Origin of the sequence: Aequitasia blattaphilus (genome assembly GCF_024721305.1) — a bacterium.
GTDB classification, from domain to species: domain Bacteria; phylum Bacillota; class Clostridia; order Lachnospirales; family Lachnospiraceae; genus Aequitasia; species Aequitasia blattaphila.
The window spans coordinates 228,694-247,710 of record NZ_JAMXOD010000002.1 but is presented as its reverse complement, the minus strand read 5'-3'; the positions used below and the strand labels follow the sequence as shown (position 1 = coordinate 247,710).

Annotated in this window: 17 protein-coding genes; 11 read left to right on the top strand and 6 right to left on the bottom strand. The window is 39.8% G+C overall.

Going from position 1 to position 19,017, the window contains the following annotated elements:
- Nucleotides 1–11 precede the first annotated feature (11 nt).
- Nucleotides 12–1,904, top strand: a complete 1,893-nt coding sequence (locus NHH15_RS02590; protein ID WP_262065078.1) for an NAD(+) synthase — start codon at nucleotides 12–14, stop codon at nucleotides 1,902–1,904.
- Here the strand turns inward: NHH15_RS02590 and NHH15_RS02585 are convergent.
- Nucleotides 1,899–2,654, bottom strand: coding sequence for an epoxyqueuosine reductase (locus NHH15_RS02585; protein ID WP_262065077.1), 756 nt, complete (start codon nucleotides 2,652–2,654; stop codon nucleotides 1,899–1,901). The genes NHH15_RS02590 and NHH15_RS02585 overlap by 6 nt on opposite strands.
- A gap of 11 nt (nucleotides 2,655–2,665) precedes the next feature.
- Nucleotides 2,666–3,337 (bottom strand): S1 RNA-binding domain-containing protein, encoded by a 672-nt coding sequence (locus tag NHH15_RS02580; protein ID WP_262065076.1) that lies wholly within the window; start codon nucleotides 3,335–3,337, stop codon nucleotides 2,666–2,668.
- Nucleotides 3,338–3,460: 123 nt separating this feature from the next.
- Here NHH15_RS02580 and NHH15_RS02575 point away from each other — a divergent pair, with 123 nt between their 5' ends.
- Both NHH15_RS02575 and NHH15_RS02570 read left to right on the top strand, forming a co-directional pair.
- Nucleotides 3,461–5,104: a putative manganese-dependent inorganic diphosphatase gene (locus NHH15_RS02575; RefSeq protein WP_262065075.1), complete on the top strand. Its 1,644-nt coding sequence runs from the start codon at nucleotides 3,461–3,463 to the stop codon at nucleotides 5,102–5,104.
- Between the two features lie 9 nt (nucleotides 5,105–5,113).
- A complete protein-coding gene (locus NHH15_RS02570) occupies nucleotides 5,114–5,686 on the top strand; it encodes a flavin reductase family protein (protein ID WP_262065074.1) in 573 nt (190 codons plus the stop codon).
- On the opposite strand, the gene NHH15_RS02565 is transcribed toward NHH15_RS02570, so the two are convergent.
- Nucleotides 5,661–7,025, bottom strand: a complete 1,365-nt coding sequence (locus NHH15_RS02565) for an MATE family efflux transporter (protein WP_262065073.1) — start codon at nucleotides 7,023–7,025, stop codon at nucleotides 5,661–5,663. The genes NHH15_RS02570 and NHH15_RS02565 overlap by 26 nt on opposite strands.
- Nucleotides 7,026–7,127: 102 nt before the next feature.
- Between NHH15_RS02565 and NHH15_RS02560 the strand changes: the two genes are divergently transcribed.
- The 6 genes from NHH15_RS02560 to dnaJ all read left to right on the top strand — a co-directional run bounded on the left by NHH15_RS02560 (nucleotide 7,128) and on the right by dnaJ (nucleotide 13,919).
- Entirely contained in the window at nucleotides 7,128–7,814 is a 687-nt protein-coding gene (locus tag NHH15_RS02560) for a tRNA threonylcarbamoyladenosine dehydratase (protein ID WP_262065072.1), read from the top strand.
- Nucleotides 7,815–7,827: 13 nt separating this feature from the next.
- Nucleotides 7,828–9,108 carry a replication-associated recombination protein A gene (locus NHH15_RS02555; protein WP_262065071.1) on the top strand — a complete coding sequence of 427 codons (1,281 nt, stop codon included), beginning with the start codon at nucleotides 7,828–7,830 and terminating at the stop codon, nucleotides 9,106–9,108.
- 81 nt (nucleotides 9,109–9,189) lie between these two features.
- On the top strand, nucleotides 9,190–10,254 hold the full coding sequence (gene hrcA, locus NHH15_RS02550) for a heat-inducible transcriptional repressor HrcA (RefSeq protein WP_262065070.1): 1,065 nt from the start codon (nucleotides 9,190–9,192) through the stop codon (nucleotides 10,252–10,254).
- 41 nt (nucleotides 10,255–10,295) lie between these two features.
- Nucleotides 10,296–10,868 carry a nucleotide exchange factor GrpE gene (gene grpE, locus NHH15_RS02545; RefSeq protein ID WP_262065100.1) on the top strand — a complete coding sequence of 191 codons (573 nt, stop codon included), beginning with the start codon at nucleotides 10,296–10,298 and terminating at the stop codon, nucleotides 10,866–10,868.
- Between the two features lie 31 nt (nucleotides 10,869–10,899).
- Nucleotides 10,900–12,771: a molecular chaperone DnaK gene (gene dnaK, locus NHH15_RS02540; RefSeq protein WP_262065069.1), complete on the top strand. Its 1,872-nt coding sequence runs from the start codon at nucleotides 10,900–10,902 to the stop codon at nucleotides 12,769–12,771.
- 2 nt (nucleotides 12,772–12,773) lie between these two features.
- The gene (gene dnaJ, locus NHH15_RS02535) at nucleotides 12,774–13,919 is read left to right on the top strand and encodes a molecular chaperone DnaJ (protein WP_262065068.1); all 1,146 of its coding nucleotides are present in this window, start codon (nucleotides 12,774–12,776) and stop codon (nucleotides 13,917–13,919) included.
- 50 nt (nucleotides 13,920–13,969) lie between these two features.
- Here the strand turns inward: dnaJ and NHH15_RS02530 are convergent, their stop codons facing one another.
- Genes NHH15_RS02530 through NHH15_RS02520 form a run of 3 tightly spaced genes read right to left on the bottom strand, consistent with a single transcriptional unit; the run spans nucleotide 13,970 to nucleotide 17,203 of the window.
- Nucleotides 13,970–15,127: an ABC transporter permease gene (locus NHH15_RS02530; protein WP_262065067.1), complete on the bottom strand. Its 1,158-nt coding sequence runs from the start codon at nucleotides 15,125–15,127 to the stop codon at nucleotides 13,970–13,972.
- Nucleotides 15,114–16,262, bottom strand: coding sequence for an ABC transporter permease (locus NHH15_RS02525; protein WP_262065066.1), 1,149 nt, complete (start codon nucleotides 16,260–16,262; stop codon nucleotides 15,114–15,116). The genes NHH15_RS02530 and NHH15_RS02525 overlap by 14 nt, the downstream gene beginning before the upstream one ends.
- Nucleotides 16,263–16,273: 11 nt before the next feature.
- Complete coding sequence (locus NHH15_RS02520) at nucleotides 16,274–17,203, bottom strand: ABC transporter ATP-binding protein (RefSeq protein ID WP_262065065.1); 930 nt, start codon at nucleotides 17,201–17,203, stop codon at nucleotides 16,274–16,276.
- 112 nt (nucleotides 17,204–17,315) lie between these two features.
- Between NHH15_RS02520 and NHH15_RS02515 the strand changes: the two genes are divergently transcribed.
- Nucleotides 17,316–18,386: a sensor histidine kinase gene (locus NHH15_RS02515; RefSeq protein WP_262065064.1), complete on the top strand. Its 1,071-nt coding sequence runs from the start codon at nucleotides 17,316–17,318 to the stop codon at nucleotides 18,384–18,386.
- Complete coding sequence (locus tag NHH15_RS02510; protein ID WP_262065063.1) at nucleotides 18,387–19,007, top strand: response regulator; 621 nt, start codon at nucleotides 18,387–18,389, stop codon at nucleotides 19,005–19,007.
- Nucleotides 19,008–19,017 lie beyond the last annotated feature (10 nt).

Below are 19,017 nucleotides of genomic sequence, written 5' to 3'. Positions count from 1 at the left end.
AGGAGACCGGAATGAAGCATGGATTTGTAAAGGTTGCGTCGGCCACCCCGGATCTTAAGGTGGGAGATGTAGAGTATAATGTTAGTCGAATAATTGAAAACCTCTCTGCAATCAAGAAAGAGAAAGGAAAGATTATTGTATTTCCTGAACTCTGTATGACAGGATATACTTGTGGGGATTTGTTTCTTCAGGAGCGTCTTCTGAAAAGGGCGAGAGAAGGTCTGGAGAAGATACAAGCTTATTCAAAAGAGATAGATGGACTAATCTTTATTGGATTACCTTTGGCTGTGGAAGGAAAGCTCTATAATGTGGTGGCGGCTTTGAATCGAGGACGGCTGCTGGGCTTTACAACAAAGAGTTTTTTGCCAAACTACAGTGAATTCTATGAGATGCGCCAATTCCAAAGAGGACCGGCGAAGGCAAGATTTATTGATTACAGAGGTGAGAAAATCCCCTTTGGTCCAAAGCTTTTGTTTCGGGCAAAGGACATGGAATCTTGCGTTGTAACGGCAGAAATTTGTGAGGATTTATGGTCCCCAATACCTCCAAGCATCGAAGGAGCTTTAGGGGGGGCAACCATTGTGGTAAATGCTTCTGCAAGCAATGAGCTGGTAGGAAAGGCTGCTTACCGCAGAGAATTGATTAAGGGACAGTCTGCAAGGCTGATATGTGGTTACGTATACAGTAATGCGGGTATTGGTGAATCCACAACAGATGTGGTCTTTGGAGGCCATGATATTATTGCTGAAAATGGAAGTGTTTTAAAAGAAAACAAGTGCTTTGAAAATGAAATCATATACAGTGAAATTGACACGATGCGTATTTTGATGGAGCGCCAAAAAAACACTACCTTTTCGCCGATGGAGGATATGGACTTGATTTCAGTTCCGTTTGAAATGGATTGGGAAGAGACCCCTCTGACCAGAGAATTTCCGAAAAATCCTTTTGTACCTGAGAAAACAGATGAACGGGGCAAAAGATGTGAGGAAATATTAATGATTCAGGCAATGGGACTTCGAAAACGATTGGATCATATTGGAGCAAAGACAGCAGTGGTTGGCATTTCAGGGGGGCTGGACTCTACCCTGGCACTTTTAGTAATGGTGAAAACCTTTGAGCTTTTAAAGCTGGATAAGAAAGGGATTATAGCCGTTACCATGCCAAGCTTTGGTACGACAGACCGAACGTATACCAATGCATGTTTCATGACAAAGAAGTTGGGGGCTACTTTAAGAGAAATCCCAATCGGAGAGACGGTACGCTCTCATTTTAAAGATATTGGACAGGATGAAAATGTCCATGATGTGACGTATGAAAATGCCCAGGCAAGGGAACGTACACAAGTACTTATGGACGTTGCAAACCAGGTAAATGGAATTGTCATTGGAACGGGAGATTTGTCAGAACTTGCCCTTGGTTGGGCAACTTATAATGGAGACCATATGTCCATGTATGGAGTGAATGCTTCCATACCAAAGACCTTGGTTCGTTATCTGGTTGAATATTATGGAAATTTGACAACGGACGTGGAACTGAAAGAAATTTTATTTGATGTGTTGGACACGCCAGTGAGTCCGGAGCTGATTCCACCGAAAGATGGAGAAATCTCTCAAAGGACAGAAGATTTAGTCGGACCATATGAGCTTCATGATTTCTTTTTATACTATATGCTTCGGTTTGGATATGAAAAAGACAAGATTTTCCGCATTGCAAAAAAGGCTTTTGATGGAGAATATAAAGATGAGACAATAGAAAAGTGGCTGGATATTTTTATCCGCAGATTCTTTAACAACCAATTTAAAAGATCCGCCCTTCCGGACGGACCTAAGGTTGGCAGCGTTGCTCTTTCTCCCAGAGGAGATCTTCGTATGCCCAGTGATGCTTCCAGTCAAAGCTTTTTATAGAGAGGCACAAGGAATCCCTACGGTGCACTTTCCACAGACTTCTTCTCCATAGAGGGAGTCGTTGGGAAGGCAGCCTTTTTCAAAGCAAAGAAAACGATCAAAGCCATCTGGTGTGAGGGCGCCTGTAAAGCAGTTTTTAACACAAACTTTACAGGTGCCTTTTCTTTTGTAAAGGCAATTTTCATCTTCAAGAATCTCATCCGGTACAAGGGGAAGATCCGTGACGATGGAACCATAACGTCCGCAGCAACCCCTTTTTGTAATGAGCATATTGTTGATTCCAAAGGTACCAAGTCCACAGGCATATGCAATATGTCTTTGAGACCAATTGCTTATAAGCCGATTGTAATCCATGTTCCATTCAGGGACGGCTCCGGAAAAGCCAAGAGACTCTACTTTTTTCACAAGAGCTTCGTTGGTCTGGGCGATTCGCTGATTGGTGATGGTATAGGCTTTGGCCCACTCTGGCGATGTGTAATTGTCAGGGGCATGGTGGTTCGTCTGGGCAAGTTCCTTTGTAAAAGGAATAAAATAGGAAATCACAATTTTGGGCATCAAAAGGAAAGACTGGGGAAGGCTGTGTTCTTTTGCCACAACATGAGGCAGGTTTTGAATGTAGGGATGCATCGCATCTCCAAATCCAACCAAAGGCTCTCTCCAAATCTTTCCGAAAGGATGTCCGCTGTCTTTTGTTAGGATACAATCCGAAATAAATACTTCGATTTCATTTCTTAAATCTATATCCGTCATAATAAAACCTCTTAGAATTTTATGTCTTTGAATAAATCACCAAGGCTGGTACCAATGTCCTCTGCTTTTGGAATGTCTACTTTTTCATAGACTTCTTCTACAACATCGGATGCCAAGGCTTTCATGCTAAGGCTGATTTTGCCGTCCTTAACGCCAATTACTTTTACTTCTACTTTCTGTCCTTTTTCTAAAATTTCAGATGGAGACTTTATTCTCTTCGCACTAATCTGAGAAATGTGAACAAGACCAGATAGTCCATTTTCCAATTTTATAAAAGCGCCATAGGTTTGCAGAGAATCTACGATTCCTTCCAACACAGAACCAACTTGTACGTTGTCTAAACGTTCTTCCATTTCTTTGGCTCTTTTTTCTTTCAGGATATCATTTGCGGATAGAATCAGACGGTTGTTTGATTCGTCTACGTCAATGACACGAACCTCCATGTCTGTCAGCAGGAAGGATTCCAGATCCTCCACATAGGAAAGAGAAAGCTTTGAGGCAGGGATAAAGCCTCTGATTCCTTCTACCATAGCGATGGCACCGCCATTTACAATTCCTTCGATTTTTACAGGAAGAGTTGTTTGGTCTTTCATATAACGTTCTGCCACTCTCCAAGGGTTTGCATCATCAAAATGTTCTTCGTAGTCTGCCATAGTTTCTTCGTTTTTAATTTCTTCACTCATTGTACATGTCCTCACTCATTTATATTTCATATATAAGTATAGCATAAATAACAAAATTATAGTTGACGAAAATACAAAAAAATGGCAATCTTACTAGTAGGATAGAAAGTTAAGGTGATTAAAATGAAAGAAAAAAGAAGAGTATACGTAATTGGACACAAGAATCCCGATACGGATTCTATTTGCTCCGCAATTGCTTATGCAGATTTGAAATCAAAAATAGATCAGGGAGAGTTCGTTCCTAAAAGAGCAGGACATATAAATGAAGAAACCCATTATGTGCTGACGAAGTTTGGAGTAAAGCCTCCAAGATATTTAAAAAACGTAAAGCTGCAGGTAAAAGATTTAGACATCCATAAGACAGAAGGAATTTCTCCCAAGGTTTCCATACGGGAAGCCTGGGTGATGATGAAGGAAAATAATATTAAAACCTTGCCGGTTTTAGAAAAAGGTAATTTAGTTGGATTGATTTCCACAGGAGATATTGCCAGATCCTATATGGAGGTACACGAAAGTACGACACTTGCAGCAGCGAAAACCCAATATAAAAATATTCTTTCTACATTGGATGGAACTCTGGTTACCGGTAATCCCCATGGAATTTTTGTAGAGGGAAAGGTGGCAATTGGAGCTTCCGATTCGAAGCGGATGGAAGAATTCATTTGTGAAAACGATATGGTGATTTTGGGAAATCGACAAGATGCCCAAGAGGTTGCTTTGAAAATTAATGCGTGCTGCTTGATTATTTGTGGTAATGAGCACGTATCAGAGGCGCTTATAAAGAAAGCAGAAGAGCAGGATATCGTTGTAATTCAAACACCTCACGATACATTTACAGCGGCACGCTTAATTAATCAAAGCGTTCCGGTGAAACAGTTTATGACAAAGGGACCACTTATGACATTTAAATTAAATGATTATGTGGATGATATTAAAACTTCTATGACCAGTAAGAAGTATCGTGATTTCCCGATTCTGGATGAGCATAAAAATTTTGTAGGATTTATCTCTCGAAGAAGAACGATGAATGCGACGAAGAAGCAGGTGATTCTAGTGGATCACAATGAAAAATCCCAGGCGATAGAAGGGATAGAAGAGGCAGAAATCATTGAAATTATTGATCATCATAGAATTGGAAGCCTTGAGACCTTAAGCCCGGTATTTTTCCGAAACCAGCCGGTGGGCTGTACTGCAACCATTGTTGCCCAAATGTATGAAGAGGCGAGAGTCGAAATACCCAAGGAAATAGCAGGACTTTTAGCCAGTGCTATTGTTTCCGATACATTGCTTTTCCGTTCCCCTACATCCACAAAGGCAGATGAAGGAGCAGCAAAGAAGCTGGCTCAAATTGCTGAAATTGATTTAGAGGATTTGGCGAAGGGAATGTTTCGGGCAGGGAGTTCTTTGGAAGGAAAGACAGAGAATGAAATTGCAAATCAGGACTTTAAGCAGTTTGCCGTGGATCAGACGAATTTTGGAGTTGGACAGATTTCTTCTATGGATGTAGAGGAATTAAAAGAAATAAAAAATAAATTAATTCCATATCTGCCGGGATTTATGAAGAAAAAGAATTTGGATATGGTTTTCTTTATGCTTACCAATATTTTGACAGAAACCTCAGAGCTGATTTGTGTAGGAAATCAGGCCAGGGAACATATAATAGAGGCTTTTGAACTGCCAGAGAATACAAAGGATATCTTGTTAAAAGGTGTGGTATCCAGAAAGAAACAGCTGATTCCTACATTAATGAGTGAATTACAGCAATAGGAGGGAAGAATGGGGAAAGAACATTGGAAACCAGGGAATATGGTTTATCCTCTGCCGGCCGTTATGGTCAGCTGTAGTGATAAAAAGAAAAATACAAATATTATTACAGTAGCCTGGACAGGTACTCTATGTACCAATCCAGCGATGGTGTATGTATCCATAAGACCAGAGAGACATTCTTACGGAATGATTAAAGAAACAAAGGAGTTTGTCATTAATCTGACAACGAAAAAACTAGCCCATGCTTGTGACTTTTGTGGAGTGAAATCGGGCCGTGATCTGGATAAATTTAAAGAAACAGGACTTCACAAGGGAAAAGCAAAAGAGCTGAAATATGCTCCAATCATAAAAGAAAGTCCGGTTAGTATTGAATGTCAGGTGAAGGAGATTGTGGAATTAGGCTCCCACCATATGTTTATAGGGGAAGTGAAAAATGTGCAGGTAGAAAAAGCCTACTTCGAGGAGGGAGGAAAATTCTCCCTGAACAAAGCAGGCCTTATTACTTATTCCCACGGGGAATATTATACAGTTGGAAAACCCTTAGGAAAATTCGGGTTTAGTGTTCAGAAGAAACGCTCTTAAGAGGTTTGATTTTAAGGCGGTAAATTCTTCGAAGCAGCAAGGTACAAAAGGTCAAGGATGAAAGCTCAGCAATGGGGAATGACCACCATACAAAATGCAAGCCCAGGGTTCTGGAAAACAGAAAAGCCAGAGGCAAGATGAAAATCAGCTGTCGTATTACCGATACGATTAAAGCGTACATTCCATTTCCAAGAGCCTGGAATACAGCACTGGTAATAATACAGAAGCCTGCGAAAATAAAGCTTAAGCTGATAATACGAAGAGCAGGCACACCAATGCTTACCATATCTTCGGATGCAAAAAACAATGTGCGCAGTAGAAACTCTGTTCCAAACTGGAAGATAACAAGCCCTATTAACATAAGGGATGAAGAGAGTAATACGCTGAGTTTGATGGTTTTCACAATACGATCTGGTTTTTTCGCACCGTAGTTATAGGCAATAATTGGAATCATACCATTGTTAAGACCGAATACCGGCATGAAAATAAAGCTTTGTAACTTGAAGTAAATACCAAATACTGCAGTAGCAGTAGAAGAGAACATCAGTAAGATTTTATTCATACCAAAAGTCATTATGGAACCAATGGACTGCATGACAATGGAAGGAATTCCAATTTTATAGATGGCGCCAATGGTTTGCTTGTGAGGGCGGAAGCCCTTAATGGATAAATGAATTTCTTTGTTCTTTTTTAAGTTGAAATAAATCGCCAAACCACATGCTACAAATTGTCCAAATACGGTAGCGATTGCGGCACCAGATACCCCTAATGCAGGGAAGCCGAAATAACCAAAGATTAAAATTGGATCCAAGATGATATTGATAATGGCACCGATTCCTTGAGTAATCATGGTATAGAAGGTTTTCCCGGTGGATTGTAACAGTCTTTCAAAGGTTATTTCTAAAAAAATACCAGCGGAGAAGATGGAAATAATCTCCATATACTGTATTCCCATACGAGATATCTCAGGGTCTGTAGTCTGTGCATAAAGAAATGTCCTTGAAAAGAAAATTCCGATGAGTGCAAAGATTACAAAGTTCAAAACCCCCAGGAGTACACCGTTTTGTGCAGTGCGATTGGCTTGAGCAGTATCTTTGGCTCCAAGACAGCGGGAGAGAATTGCATTCATACCAACTCCCGTCCCTGCCGCGGTTGCAATCATTAAATTCTGTATCGGGAAGATTAATGAAACAGCAGTAAGAGCATTTTCTCCAAGTTTTGCAACGAAAATGCTGTCAACTATATTGTAAAGTGCTTGTACAAGCATTGAAATCATGATTGGCAGTGACATGGATACCAAAAGACTTGGTATCGGTTTTGTTCCCATTTTATTTTCCATATTTATATTTCCTCCAATTTCTCATTAGACAATTGTAGGTTGAATAAAATTGATTGTCAACCTAAAATTTCATATGATATGATACGTAAGAGGTGAAGAATTATGACAAATGTATTTTCAAGAACCGAACTTTTGTTAGGAAGTGAAGGAGTATCCACTTTGGCAAAGTCTACGGTTTTAATTTTTGGTGTGGGGGGAGTAGGCTCTCACTGCATAGAGGCTTTGGCAAGAGCAGGAGTGGGGAATCTTATTTTAGTGGATAATGATGTGGTATCCCCATCTAATATCAACCGCCAATCCATTGCATACCATAGTACAATAGGGGAGAAGAAGATAAACCTTATGGAAGAACGAATCAAAGACATTTCACCGGATACCAGGGTGATTACCTTTGAAGATTTCGTTCTTCCTTCTAATGTAGATAAATTTTTTGAAATGAAAGTGGATTATATTATTGATGCTATTGATACGATTACAGCAAAAATTTGTATTGTAGAAAAAGCGAAGGAACATAATATTCCAATTCTATCCTGTATGGGTACCGGGAATAAAGTGCATGCAGAACTTTTTGAAATAGGGGATCTTTCAAAAACCAGTATGGATCCATTAAGCCGTGTCATGAGAAGAGAGCTTAAAAAGAGAGGAATTTACCACTTAAAGGTGCTCTTCTCAAAAGAAAAGCCAATGGATGTTGGAGAGTCTTCTGTTCCAGGGAGTGTATCCTTTGTACCCCCTGTTGCAGGATTGCTGATTGCCGGTGAAGTAGTCCGGGACATCCTTCAGATGTAAGAGAGGAGAAAATATGGATCTATTTGATTACGTAAGGGAACAAAATATGGAAAAAGAATCTCCATTAGCGGCCAGACTAAGACCAGAGACATTAGAAGAGGTGGTAGGCCAGGAGCATATCATAGGAAAGGGGAAATTACTGTACCGTGCCATAAAGGCAGATAAATTGGGCTCGGTTATCTTTTATGGACCTCCGGGAACTGGAAAAACCACAATCGCAAAAGTGATTGCAAATACAACAGAATCAAGCTTTGTTCAAATCAATGCTACTGTTGCAGGGAAAAAAGACATGGAAGAGGTGGTAAAAAGGGCAAAGGATGACTTTGGAATGTATCAGAAGAAAACTATTCTCTTCGTAGATGAAATTCATCGTTTTAACAAAGCCCAGCAGGATTATCTGTTACCTTTTGTAGAAGACGGTACTTTGGTGCTGATTGGAGCGACGACAGAAAATCCTTTTTTTGAGGTGAATTCTGCCTTGCTTTCCAGATCCAGTATCTTTGAGCTTCGTCCATTGTCTGAAGAGGATATTAAAAAACTAATCCAACGGGCAGTTTACGATGAGAAAAAGGGAATGGGAAGCTATAATGCGGAAATTACGCCAGAGGCAATTGATTTTCTGGCAGATGTCTCAGGAGGAGATGCAAGAAGTGCTCTCAATGCAATTGAATTAGGCATTATGACGACGGAACGCAGCGATGATGGAAAGATACATATTACTCTGGAGGTTGCAGCGGAATGTATACAAAGAAGAGTATTGAACTATGATAAAAAAGGAGATAACCATTACGACACAATCTCGGCTTTTATAAAAAGCATGCGGGGCTCAGATCCGGATGGGGCTCTGTACTATTTGGCAAAAATGCTGACAGCTGGTGAGGATGTGAAGTTTATTGCAAGAAGAATCATGATTTGTGCATCGGAAGATGTAGGCAATGCAGATCCTATGGCATTAAACGTCGCAGTGAGTGCATCTCTTGCAGTAGAGCGGGTTGGTATGCCAGAGGCTCAGATTATTTTGTCTCAGGCAGTTTTGTACATTGCAAACGCACCGAAAAGCAATTCGGCATTGGGAATCTTTGAGGCAATGAATAGTGTCAAGCGTAAAAAGACCAGTGTTCCATCTCATCTTCAGGATGCTCACTATAAAGGAGCACCAGATTTGGGACGGGGAACGGGTTATTTGTATCCACATGATTACCCCGGGCACTATGTGGAACAGCAGTATTTGCCTGATGAAATTAAAAACGAACGTTTTTTTCACCCGGGAGACTATGAAAAAGGTAAAAAATAAGCAAGAAGTGTTGACAAGACCTCTTTCAAGTGGTAGATTTATATACGTAGGTGTTAGCACTCAGAAACGTCGAGTGCTAACATGCTGAAAAAAGGAGGTGAGCTCTTGGCAGAACATGAACTGGCAGAACGAAAACTTCGTATCTTGCAGGCGATTATAAAAAATTATCTGGAGACAGGTGAGCCGGTGGGCTCAAGGACAATATCCAAGTATACGGATTTGAATTTAAGTTCAGCAACTATACGTAATGAAATGGCAGATTTAGAGGAGATGGGATACATTGTACAGCCTCATACATCTGCAGGAAGAATTCCTTCCGATAAAGGGTATCGGCTTTATGTGGATATGCTGATGGCGGAAAAGGAAAAAGAGCTGATGGAAAGACAGGATGCCATGCTTGAGAAAGTAGACAAGATGGAGAAGCTCTTAAAGCAAGCGGCAACTGTGCTGGCAAGCAATACAAATTATGCGACGCTGATTACGTCCCCTGCAAACAGTGGGAACAAGATAAAGTTTATTCAGCTTTCGAGAGTAAACAGTGAACAGATTATTGCAGTTATTGTTTTAGGTGGAAATGTGATTAAGAACACCATTATAGATGTAGACGAAAGGATAACGGATGAAGTCCTGTTAAAGTTAAATATGCTTTTAAACACTACACTAAATGGATTACCCATTGCAGAGATTAACCTGGGTCTGATTGCAAAACTAAAAGAAGAAGCAGGGATTCACAGTGATGTGGTAGGATGTGTGTTGGATGAGGTTGCAAGAGCAGTTTCATTAGATGATGACATTCAGGTTTATACCAGCGGAGCAAGAAATCTTTTCAAATATCCGGAGCTAAGTGATAAAGAGAATGCTCAGGAAATCATCAGTGCATTTGAAGAGCAGCAGCAGCTAACGGAATTGGTAACACAGACATTAACAAAAGAAGAAAATACAGGAATACAAGTCTATATAGGAGACGAAACCCCTGTTGAAAATATGAAGGACTGCAGTGTTGTTACAGCCACCTACGATTTAGGTGAAGGCTTAAGAGGCAGCATAGGAATTATCGGTCCCAAAAGAATGGATTATGAGCATGTGTTGAAGTCCATGAAGAAGCTCCAACAGGAACTGGATAGTATGTTTCACAAAAAAGAGTGAGAAAGGAGGACGTATCCTTGAGTGAAAAGAAGAAAGAAGACATGATTAAGGAAGCAGTAGAAGAAGCAAAGGCTTCCGGGGAGGTTGTAGACGAAGAAGAATTAAAGGCAGATCCCATCATAGAGGAGGCCAAGCAGGAAAAAGAAAATTCAAAGAAGAAAAAGTCCAAAAAGCAAGACAAAAAAGACGAAAAAATAGAGGAACTTACTGACAAGCTGACGCGCCAAATGGCGGAATTTGAAAACTTCCGTAAGCGTACAGATAAAGAAAAATCTAAAATGTATGAGATTGGTGCGAAAGACATTGTTGAAAAAATACTTCCGGTAATTGATAACTTTGAAAGAGGTTTAGAGGCAGTAACAGAAGAAGAAAAAAGTGAGCCTTTCGTTCAAGGGATGGAAATGATTTATAAACAGCTTATCACATCCTTAGAAGAGGTAGGAGTAAAGCCAATCGATGCTTTAGGACAAGAATTCAATCCAGATTTCCATAATGCAGTGATGCATGTGGAGGATGAAAGTCTTGGAGAAAATGTAGTAGCAGAAGAGTTACAAAAAGGTTATATGTATAAAGATACTGTAGTTCGATTCAGTATGGTAAAAGTAGCAAACTAGAAAAATTGATAATAAATCAGGAGGTTATATTATGGGTAAAATAATTGGTATTGACTTAGGAACAACAAACAGTTGTGTAGCAGTAATGGAAGGTGGTAAACCAACGGTTATCACAAACACAGAAGGATCAAGAACAACACCCTCTGTAGTAGCATTTACAAAGACAGGAGAGCGTCTTGTAGGAGAGCCTGCAAAGCGTCAGGCAGTTACAAACTCTGAGAGAACAATTTCTTCTATTAAAAGAGAAATGGGCTCAGATTACAAGGTAGAAGTAGAAGGAAAGAAATATTCTCCACAGGAAATCTCTGCAATGGTGCTTCAGAAGCTGAAAGCAGATGCAGAAAACTATTTAGGAGAAAGTGTTGGAGAAGCAGTTATTACAGTACCAGCTTACTTTAATGATGCGCAAAGACAAGCAACAAAGGATGCAGGAAAAATTGCTGGATTAGATGTAAAGCGTATCATCAATGAGCCTACAGCAGCAGCTTTGGCTTATGGCCTTGATAATGAAAGCGAACAAAAGATTATGGTATATGACTTAGGTGGTGGTACCTTCGACGTATCTGTTATTGAAATTGGTGATGGAGTTATTGAAGTGCTTTCAACAGCAGGTGATAACAGACTTGGTGGAGATGACTTCGATGAAAAAGTAACAAAATATATGCTGGATGAGTTTAAAAAGACAGAAGGTGTAGATTTATCAAGCGATAAGATGGCTCTTCAAAGATTAAAAGAAGCAGCTGAAAAGGCGAAAAAGGAGCTTTCAGCATCAACAACAACGAACATCAATTTGCCATTTATCACTGCAACAAATGAAGGACCAAAGCATTTTGACATGAATTTGACTCGTGCTAAATTTGATGAATTAACACATGACTTAGTTCAAAGAACTGCAGAGCCAGTAAAGAGAGCGCTTTCTGATGCAGGAATCAATGCATCTGACTTAGGACAGGTTCTTTTAGTAGGAGGATCTACTCGTATACCAGCAGTGGTAGAAGAAGTGAAGAAGCTAACTGGCAAAGAGCCAAGTAATAAATTGAATCCAGATGAATGTGTAGCTCTCGGAGCATCCGTACAAGGTGGTAAACTTGCAGGAGATGCAGGAGCGGGAGATGTACTTCTTCTTGACGTAACTCCACTTTCTCTTTCAATTGAAACCATGGGAGGAGTTGCAACAAGATTAATCGAGAGAAATACAACGATTCCGACAAAGAAGAGTCAGGTATTCTCCACAGCAGCAGACAATCAAACAGCGGTAGACATCAATGTAGTACAAGGTGAAAGACAGTTTGCAAAGGATAATAAATCTTTAGGACAATTTAGACTGGATGGAATCCCACCGGCAATGCGTGGAGTACCACAAATCGAAGTAACCTTTGATATTGATGCCAATGGTATTGTAAATGTATCTGCAAAAGATCTTGGAACTGGTAAAGAACAGCACATTACAATTACAGCTGGTTCTAATATGTCTGATGATGATATTGATAAGGCAGTAAAAGAGGCAGCACAGTTTGAGGCAGAAGATAAAAAGCGTAAAGAAGGAATCGATGCGAAGAATGATGCAGAAGCATTGGTGTTCCAGACAGAGAAATCTTTGACTGACATTGGTGATAAACTGGATGCAGCAGATAAGGAAGCAGTAGAGGCTGATTTGAAAGCATTGAAAGCAGTTGTAGAAAAGGTAAACGTTGAAAATGTTTCCGATGCTGAAATTGCAGAATTAAATGAAGGTAAAGAAAAGCTAATGGCAAGCGCACAAAAACTTTTTGAAAAGGTTTATGCTCAGGCAGGCGCTGATGGAGCGGCAGGTCCAGATATGGGACAACAGGCTGGAACAGGCCCGGCACCAGAAGGCTTTGATGGAGACGATGTTGTAGACGGAGATTATAAGGAAGTATAAATATGGCTGAATCAAAAAGAGATTACTATGAAGTGCTAGGCGTCAGTAAAGATGCAGATGACGCAACGCTAAAAAAAGCATATAGGCAGATTGCTAAAAAGTATCACCCGGATATGAATCCGGGTGATGCTGAAGCAGAAAAGAAATTTAAGGAAGCCTCTGAAGCTTACGCAGTATTAAGTGATTCTGAGAAACGTCGCCAATATGATCAATTAGGTCATGCTGCCTTTGATGGTGGTGCAGGAGGCGCCGGTGGATTCGGTGGATTTGACTTTAGTGGTGCTGATTTCAGTGATATCTTTGGAGATATCTTCGGAGATATCTTTGGTGGAAGCAGAAGAGGATACTCGAATCAGGGACCGATGAAGGGAATGAATGTACGAAAAAGTGTTCGTATTACCTTTGAAGAAGCGGTTTTTGGTACGGAAAAAGAAATGGATATTCAGTTAAAAGAGTCTTGTCCAACCTGTAACGGTACAGGCGCAAAGGCTGGAACGAGTCCAGAGACCTGTCGGAAATGTGGTGGAAAAGGCCAAGTGGTGTATACACAGCAGTCCTTCTTTGGAACCGTTCAAAATGTACAGACTTGTCCGGATTGTCATGGAACTGGAACAATTATTAAGGAGAAGTGCCCAGATTGTAAGGGCAGCGGATTTATCTCTGTGAATAAAAAAATCAAAGTGAATATTCCAGCAGGAATTGATAATGGTCAAAGTGTACGCATTCGTGAAAAAGGTGAACCAGGTACAAATGGCGGACCAAGAGGAGACTTACTTGTAGAGGTGATTGTGGCAAGACATCCAATTTTCCAAAGACAAGATACACATATCTTCTCAACCGTTCCAATTTCCTTTGCTCAGGCAACTCTGGGAAATGATATTCGAGTGAAAACAGTTGATGGTGAAGTAGTATACACGGTAAAACCAGGAACGAAAACAGATACCAAAGTACGTTTAAAAGGAAAAGGTGTTCCTTCTCTGCGAAATCCAAAGGTAAGAGGAGACCACTATGTAACTTTGGTTATTCAGACTCCGGAAAAATTAAGCCCGGAAGCGAAAGAAGCTTTAAAACATTTTGATGAATTGACAGGCAATACTTTAAAGCAGGAAATTAAACCGAAGAAAACGAAAAAGAAGCTTTTTGATTAAAGATAGTAAAAGAAGGAGTTTGATACTCCTTCTTTTTTCATGGGATAAAGCTACTGTTTTTGCTGCATTAACCTAGAGACCACTATGGAAACGCTGAAGAAAGCGGCGGCAAACAGTAGTTGTATTCCATAGCATTTTATTAATGTTGCCATTTGACTGGCAGATAAGATCGTGTTATGAGCTAGAATATCATTTGCAATTTCATACCAATATACAGGTAAGAACTTTGCAACAGTAAGGACACCGGAACCTAAAAACTCCATGGGAACAAATACTCCGCAAAGGAAAGCCATTCCAAGAGATAGTATGTTGGTAATAGGGTTTAGAAGATTTTCTCTGTCTATGAGATTACCAACCAGGAAGGCCAGAGATAAGGACATAACCAGGAGTAAAAATGAGTTTGCTATATAATGCCATATATTGGAGTCATTTGTCATATTTCTGCCGTACAGAATCAAGGCAAGGCCAGTGATTATTAAAAAGAGTAAAAATCCAACAGCCAGTGTACCCAGCAAAAGTTCCATATTTTGCTTCCTGGAAGAAATGGAAGAGCAGAGCAGTCTCCTTTTTAAATCTAAATTCCGATATTCCAGATAAATTGTTCCAAAGATGAAGCAGCAAATGGCCAGCATGATATAAGGCATGTACTGATAGTAGAATGAATGCGGCGCTATTGTTCCGCCGTTTCCATTGGAATCAACTAAGGTAATTGAGGTTTCAATCTTTGTTGAGTCCAGCATTTCATCTACAGCTTCGGAGGTTGAAAAACCACTTGTTTTTAATGTTCGGATTCCATTTAAGAAAGCATCGATTTCCTGGTCTCCATAAATAGCAGAGGTACTGTCTGGTAATTTAGTAACCGATAAAGAGTCCCCGTTTTGAATGACCTTCTCTTCAAAATTTTCGGGAATGTAAATAATATAGGAGATATCCCGATAAAATAGCTTATCTTGAAGCAGGGATTTATCCATAGGATAGGAAGTAACAGTATGCTTTGTACTTAAATACTCCTTGAGTCCTTGAGACAATTCGGAATGGTCTTCATCCACAACCCCGATTTTCAGAGAGGTTTCTTCAAAGCTGGTTTGAGCCTTAGCACCGCCCACTCTTTCAATGGCAATTGCAATTGAAAGGAAGATGCCGAGATACATAATGCCAATGCCTATATTTCGTTTTGCCAGAAGTAAAAATCCTTTAAATACTGTCATATTGTTCCCTCCTTACTGCGATAAATGCAATGGCAAGTATTAAGATGCTCATAAGACCAAGGGTGATAAGATTTCTACTAAGCTTTGCTGCATCCGTATAGATTCCCAGACAATAAAAGCATTCACTTAAGACTGCTGCAGGATTAATCCGATTGACGATAGGCAGATTATTCTCGATAATATGCTGGATGTTTCCAAACATAAGTCCTGCAAGAAAGCTTGGGAACAATGTAAGAAGGACGGCAAATCCCATTTTTCCATTAATAGATAATTTGCTGACTGCTCCAAAAGCAACACCTATGGAAATTCCAATCACACTTCCCATGAATAAGATCATCAACAATTTCCCCACCTCTGAGCCAAAATCAATTTTTAGAATAAAACGCAGGTATCCACATAAAATCAATACATTAATGAAATGTACAGTAACGAGAACAAAAAAGTCTACTAAAATCAAGGTGAGCTTGTGAGTTGGAGTAATGCTGCGTCGTGCACCAAGGGGCGAGGTGTTGGCCTGGCCATCAATGCTTGCTTTTATTCCGAGAAAAGCACCGGATAAACAGCTGTATGCAATCAATGCGAAAAAGTAGTGAATTATAGGGTTCAATGAGGAGCCGCCAAGAGAGTTCTCTTTGGTGTAGCTTTCATAATTTGCAATTTCTTCCATGGCAGTCGCAATTTTTTCTGGATGTTTGGCTGCTATAGAAGTCATAAGATGGTAATTTTTGTTATAGCTTTCCAACAAAGAGGAAAGGATGCTTTCATTCATGCCAGATTTTCCGACAATCAATTCAGGCTCTTTCTGAACTTTATAGATACCAGAAATTTCTTTTTCTTTAAGAGCTTTTTCGGCTTCTTTTTCTGTGCTGTAGGACTGAAGGGCAATTATATCTTCATCAGCGCTCTCTAAGAAAGCAGCAAAGGTGTCTCCTTCCCTGGAATCATCCACAGTTATGACTCCTACTGGAATTTCCGTCCAGTCAGAATCAGCGGATCCAATAGCATCATTTGATCCCAAACGGCCAAAGGCAACGAAGAACATGGTTCCAAGAAGCAGAGGCCAGACTAAGCTCCAAAACATAGAGGTCCGGTCATTCACAATTTGTATGAAACGGTATTTTATAAGATGTAACATGGTGATTCCTCCTAGTCTCTCAGTTCTTTTCCGGTAATTTCAAGGAAAACGTCATTTAGTGTTGGAAGTTCAGAAAGTACCCGGCCAAAGTAAATGTCTTCTGACTGGAGATATTCCAGTACGCGAACGAGATTGTGCTTTCCACTGCTGAGCTTTATTTTCAGCTTATGGTCTGTGTAGCTTACGTCGTAGACATGAGGAAGCTCCTGTATTCTTGCTAACTCATCAGGGGTCAGGGATATGGCATCAATCAGAATGATTTCTCCGGTCTTAATCATTTTTTTCAGTTCCTCAGTGGTGCCGGTAGCAATTGCCCGCCCTTTATCCATAATAGCAATGCGGCTGCAAATCTGCTCTACTTCCTCCATATAGTGGGAGGTGTAGATGATTGTGGAGCCTTGACGATTCAACTCCATGATTCCTTCCAATATTTTATTTCTGCTTTGTGGATCCACAGCTACCGTTGGTTCATCCATAATAATAAGCTTTGGTTTGTGAACAATTCCGCAGGCAATGTTTAACCGGCGTAAAAGTCCACCGGAGAGCTTTTTGGGACGCATTTTCCGATAATCGGAAAGACCAACAAATTCAAGAGCTTCTTCGACAAGGAGCTTTCTTTTCTTTTTATTTGTAACGTAAAGGCCACAGAAGTAATCGATATTTTCATAAACACTCATCAAATCAAATACTGCTACATTCTGCATCACTACGCCGATGTCTTTTTTGATATCGTAACTGTTCGGTTTCATAGGTTTACCAAATATACGGATATCTCCTTTGTCGTAACGCAAAAGTGCTAACAAGCAATTGATTGCCGTTGTTTTTCCAGAGCCATTTGGACCAAGCAGTCCAAAAATCTCACCTTCTTCAATATTTAAGTTTAAATGGTCCAGGGCAACTAAGCTGCCATATCTTTTTACTAGATTTTCTATTTGAATCATTTGTCTTACCCCTTTCTTTTCTTACTTGTAGTATAGAATCTGTGCGTATATAATAGAAGTGTCACATGTCAGTAAGGCATGTGACAAATGTCATTAAATTAAGGAAGTGAATATGAAATCGGTCATTGATCAAGTTATTTTGTTATTATATTGCATCACAAGTGCTTTTATTATTGGGTTAGAGGATGGATTTATCATTGCTTTTCTGCTGGTGGTTTTATATGGAGCTATCGACTTTTGCGTAAACTATAAAACAGGCAATTTAGTTGTGGTGCTGGTATATCTTGTTTCCGGACTTATAAACCCCATTGCTTTGCTTTTTATTCCGGTGATTTTTTATGGAGCACTTAGGCGAAAAAACACCTGGGTGATTCTTCCATTAGCAGGCGTCTATATCTATCAATGGGGGACAGATAATATCCAATTAACTGTTTTTTTAGTACTTGGACTCACAATCTGTCTGCTCTTTCATCATCAAACGATGAGCTATGAAAAATTAAAAAATGAATATATTGAAACCAGAGATACAGGTGTAGAGAAAGAACTTCTTTTAAAGGAGAAAAACAGGGCGATTCTGTCCAATAAGGAGTATGAAATTCACAATGCTACGTTGAAGGAAAGAAATCGCATTGCAAGAGAAATTCATGATAACGTGGGGCATATGTTGTCACGGGCAATTTTAATTAATGGAGCAATTCTTTCCCGAGAGGAAGAAGGGGCTAAAAGGGAGGGGCTTGCCCAGCTGAAAGATACTTTGGATCAGGCAATGACCAGTATCCGTGAGAGTGTTCATGATTTACATGACGAATCCATCGATTTAAGAAGTATGTTTGAAAGGATTACAAGAGAATTTGATTTTTGTCCCGTTACTTTAAAATTTGAAATGGAGAAGGATGTAAAAAGAGAGCTGAAATATACCTTTCTATCTATTTTGAAAGAGGGATTGAGCAACGTTGCAAAGCATAGCGATGCAACAGAGGTAAAGGTATCTCTTATTGAGCATCCGTCTATGTATCAGTTTATTATTGAAGACAATGGTCAAAAGCCGGGGAATGAAGGAGAGGGAATCGGCTTAATGAATATGGAAGACCGGGTAGAGGGCTTTAAGGGAACTATGAGGATTCAAAAAGAGAAGGGGTTTCGTATTTTTATAACCATACCAATTCATACAGGGAGAGTATAAATGAAAATATTAATTGTAGATGATGATAAGCTGGTTTCTGTGTCATTAAAGATTATTTTAGAAGGAGATCCATCCATTGAGGTGGTTGGAATTGGACAGGATGGAAAGGATGCTATTCGTTTATTTAGAGAGTATACACCGGATGTACTTTTAATGGATATCCGCATGGAGGAGATGGATGGACTGAGTGCGTCTAAAGAAATATTAGAAACCAATAAAGATGCTAAAATTTTGCTTCTTACTACATTTTCCGATGATGAGTACATTATAAAAGCCTTGAAGTATGGAGTGAAGGGATACTTGATTAAACAGGACTATGAAAATATTATTCCTGCAGTCCATGCTGTGTATTCAGGACAGACTGTTTTCGGAAATGAAATTGTTTCAAAGATTCCAGGGCTTCTCCAAAGAGAACAGAAGTGTGATTTTACAGCCTATGAAATTGGAGCAAAGGAGATGGATATTATCCGTTTGGTTGCACAGGGATTGAGCAATAAGGAAATATCAAACACTTTATATTTGAGTGAGGGAACTGTACGTAATTATTTGAGTCAAATATTAGAGAAATTAAATTTGCGTGATCGAACACAGCTGGCAGTATTCTATCTGAATAATAAGTAAGGGGGAATCA

Excerpts from the sequence above, each read along its gene's own strand:
- NHH15_RS02590 (WP_262065078.1), top strand. The coding sequence starts at position 12 with ATGAAGCATGGATTTGTAAAGGTTGCGTCGGCCACCCCGGATCTTAAG.
- NHH15_RS02585 (WP_262065077.1), bottom strand. The coding sequence starts at position 2,654 with ATGACGGATATAGATTTAAGAAATGAAATCGAAGTATTTATTTCGGAT.
- NHH15_RS02580 (WP_262065076.1), bottom strand. The coding sequence starts at position 3,337 with ATGAGTGAAGAAATTAAAAACGAAGAAACTATGGCAGACTACGAAGAA.
- NHH15_RS02575 (WP_262065075.1), top strand. The coding sequence starts at position 3,461 with ATGAAAGAAAAAAGAAGAGTATACGTAATTGGACACAAGAATCCCGAT.
- NHH15_RS02570 (WP_262065074.1), top strand. The coding sequence starts at position 5,114 with ATGGGGAAAGAACATTGGAAACCAGGGAATATGGTTTATCCTCTGCCG.
- NHH15_RS02565 (WP_262065073.1), bottom strand. The coding sequence starts at position 7,025 with ATGGAAAATAAAATGGGAACAAAACCGATACCAAGTCTTTTGGTATCC.
- NHH15_RS02560 (WP_262065072.1), top strand. The coding sequence starts at position 7,128 with ATGACAAATGTATTTTCAAGAACCGAACTTTTGTTAGGAAGTGAAGGA.
- NHH15_RS02555 (WP_262065071.1), top strand. The coding sequence starts at position 7,828 with ATGGATCTATTTGATTACGTAAGGGAACAAAATATGGAAAAAGAATCT.
- hrcA (WP_262065070.1), top strand. The coding sequence starts at position 9,190 with ATGCTGAAAAAAGGAGGTGAGCTCTTGGCAGAACATGAACTGGCAGAA.
- grpE (WP_262065100.1), top strand. The coding sequence starts at position 10,296 with ATGATTAAGGAAGCAGTAGAAGAAGCAAAGGCTTCCGGGGAGGTTGTA.
- dnaK (WP_262065069.1), top strand. The coding sequence starts at position 10,900 with ATGGGTAAAATAATTGGTATTGACTTAGGAACAACAAACAGTTGTGTA.
- dnaJ (WP_262065068.1), top strand. The coding sequence starts at position 12,774 with ATGGCTGAATCAAAAAGAGATTACTATGAAGTGCTAGGCGTCAGTAAA.
- NHH15_RS02530 (WP_262065067.1), bottom strand. The coding sequence starts at position 15,127 with ATGACAGTATTTAAAGGATTTTTACTTCTGGCAAAACGAAATATAGGC.
- NHH15_RS02525 (WP_262065066.1), bottom strand. The coding sequence starts at position 16,262 with ATGTTACATCTTATAAAATACCGTTTCATACAAATTGTGAATGACCGG.
- NHH15_RS02520 (WP_262065065.1), bottom strand. The coding sequence starts at position 17,203 with ATGATTCAAATAGAAAATCTAGTAAAAAGATATGGCAGCTTAGTTGCC.
- NHH15_RS02515 (WP_262065064.1), top strand. The coding sequence starts at position 17,316 with ATGAAATCGGTCATTGATCAAGTTATTTTGTTATTATATTGCATCACA.
- NHH15_RS02510 (WP_262065063.1), top strand. The coding sequence starts at position 18,387 with ATGAAAATATTAATTGTAGATGATGATAAGCTGGTTTCTGTGTCATTA.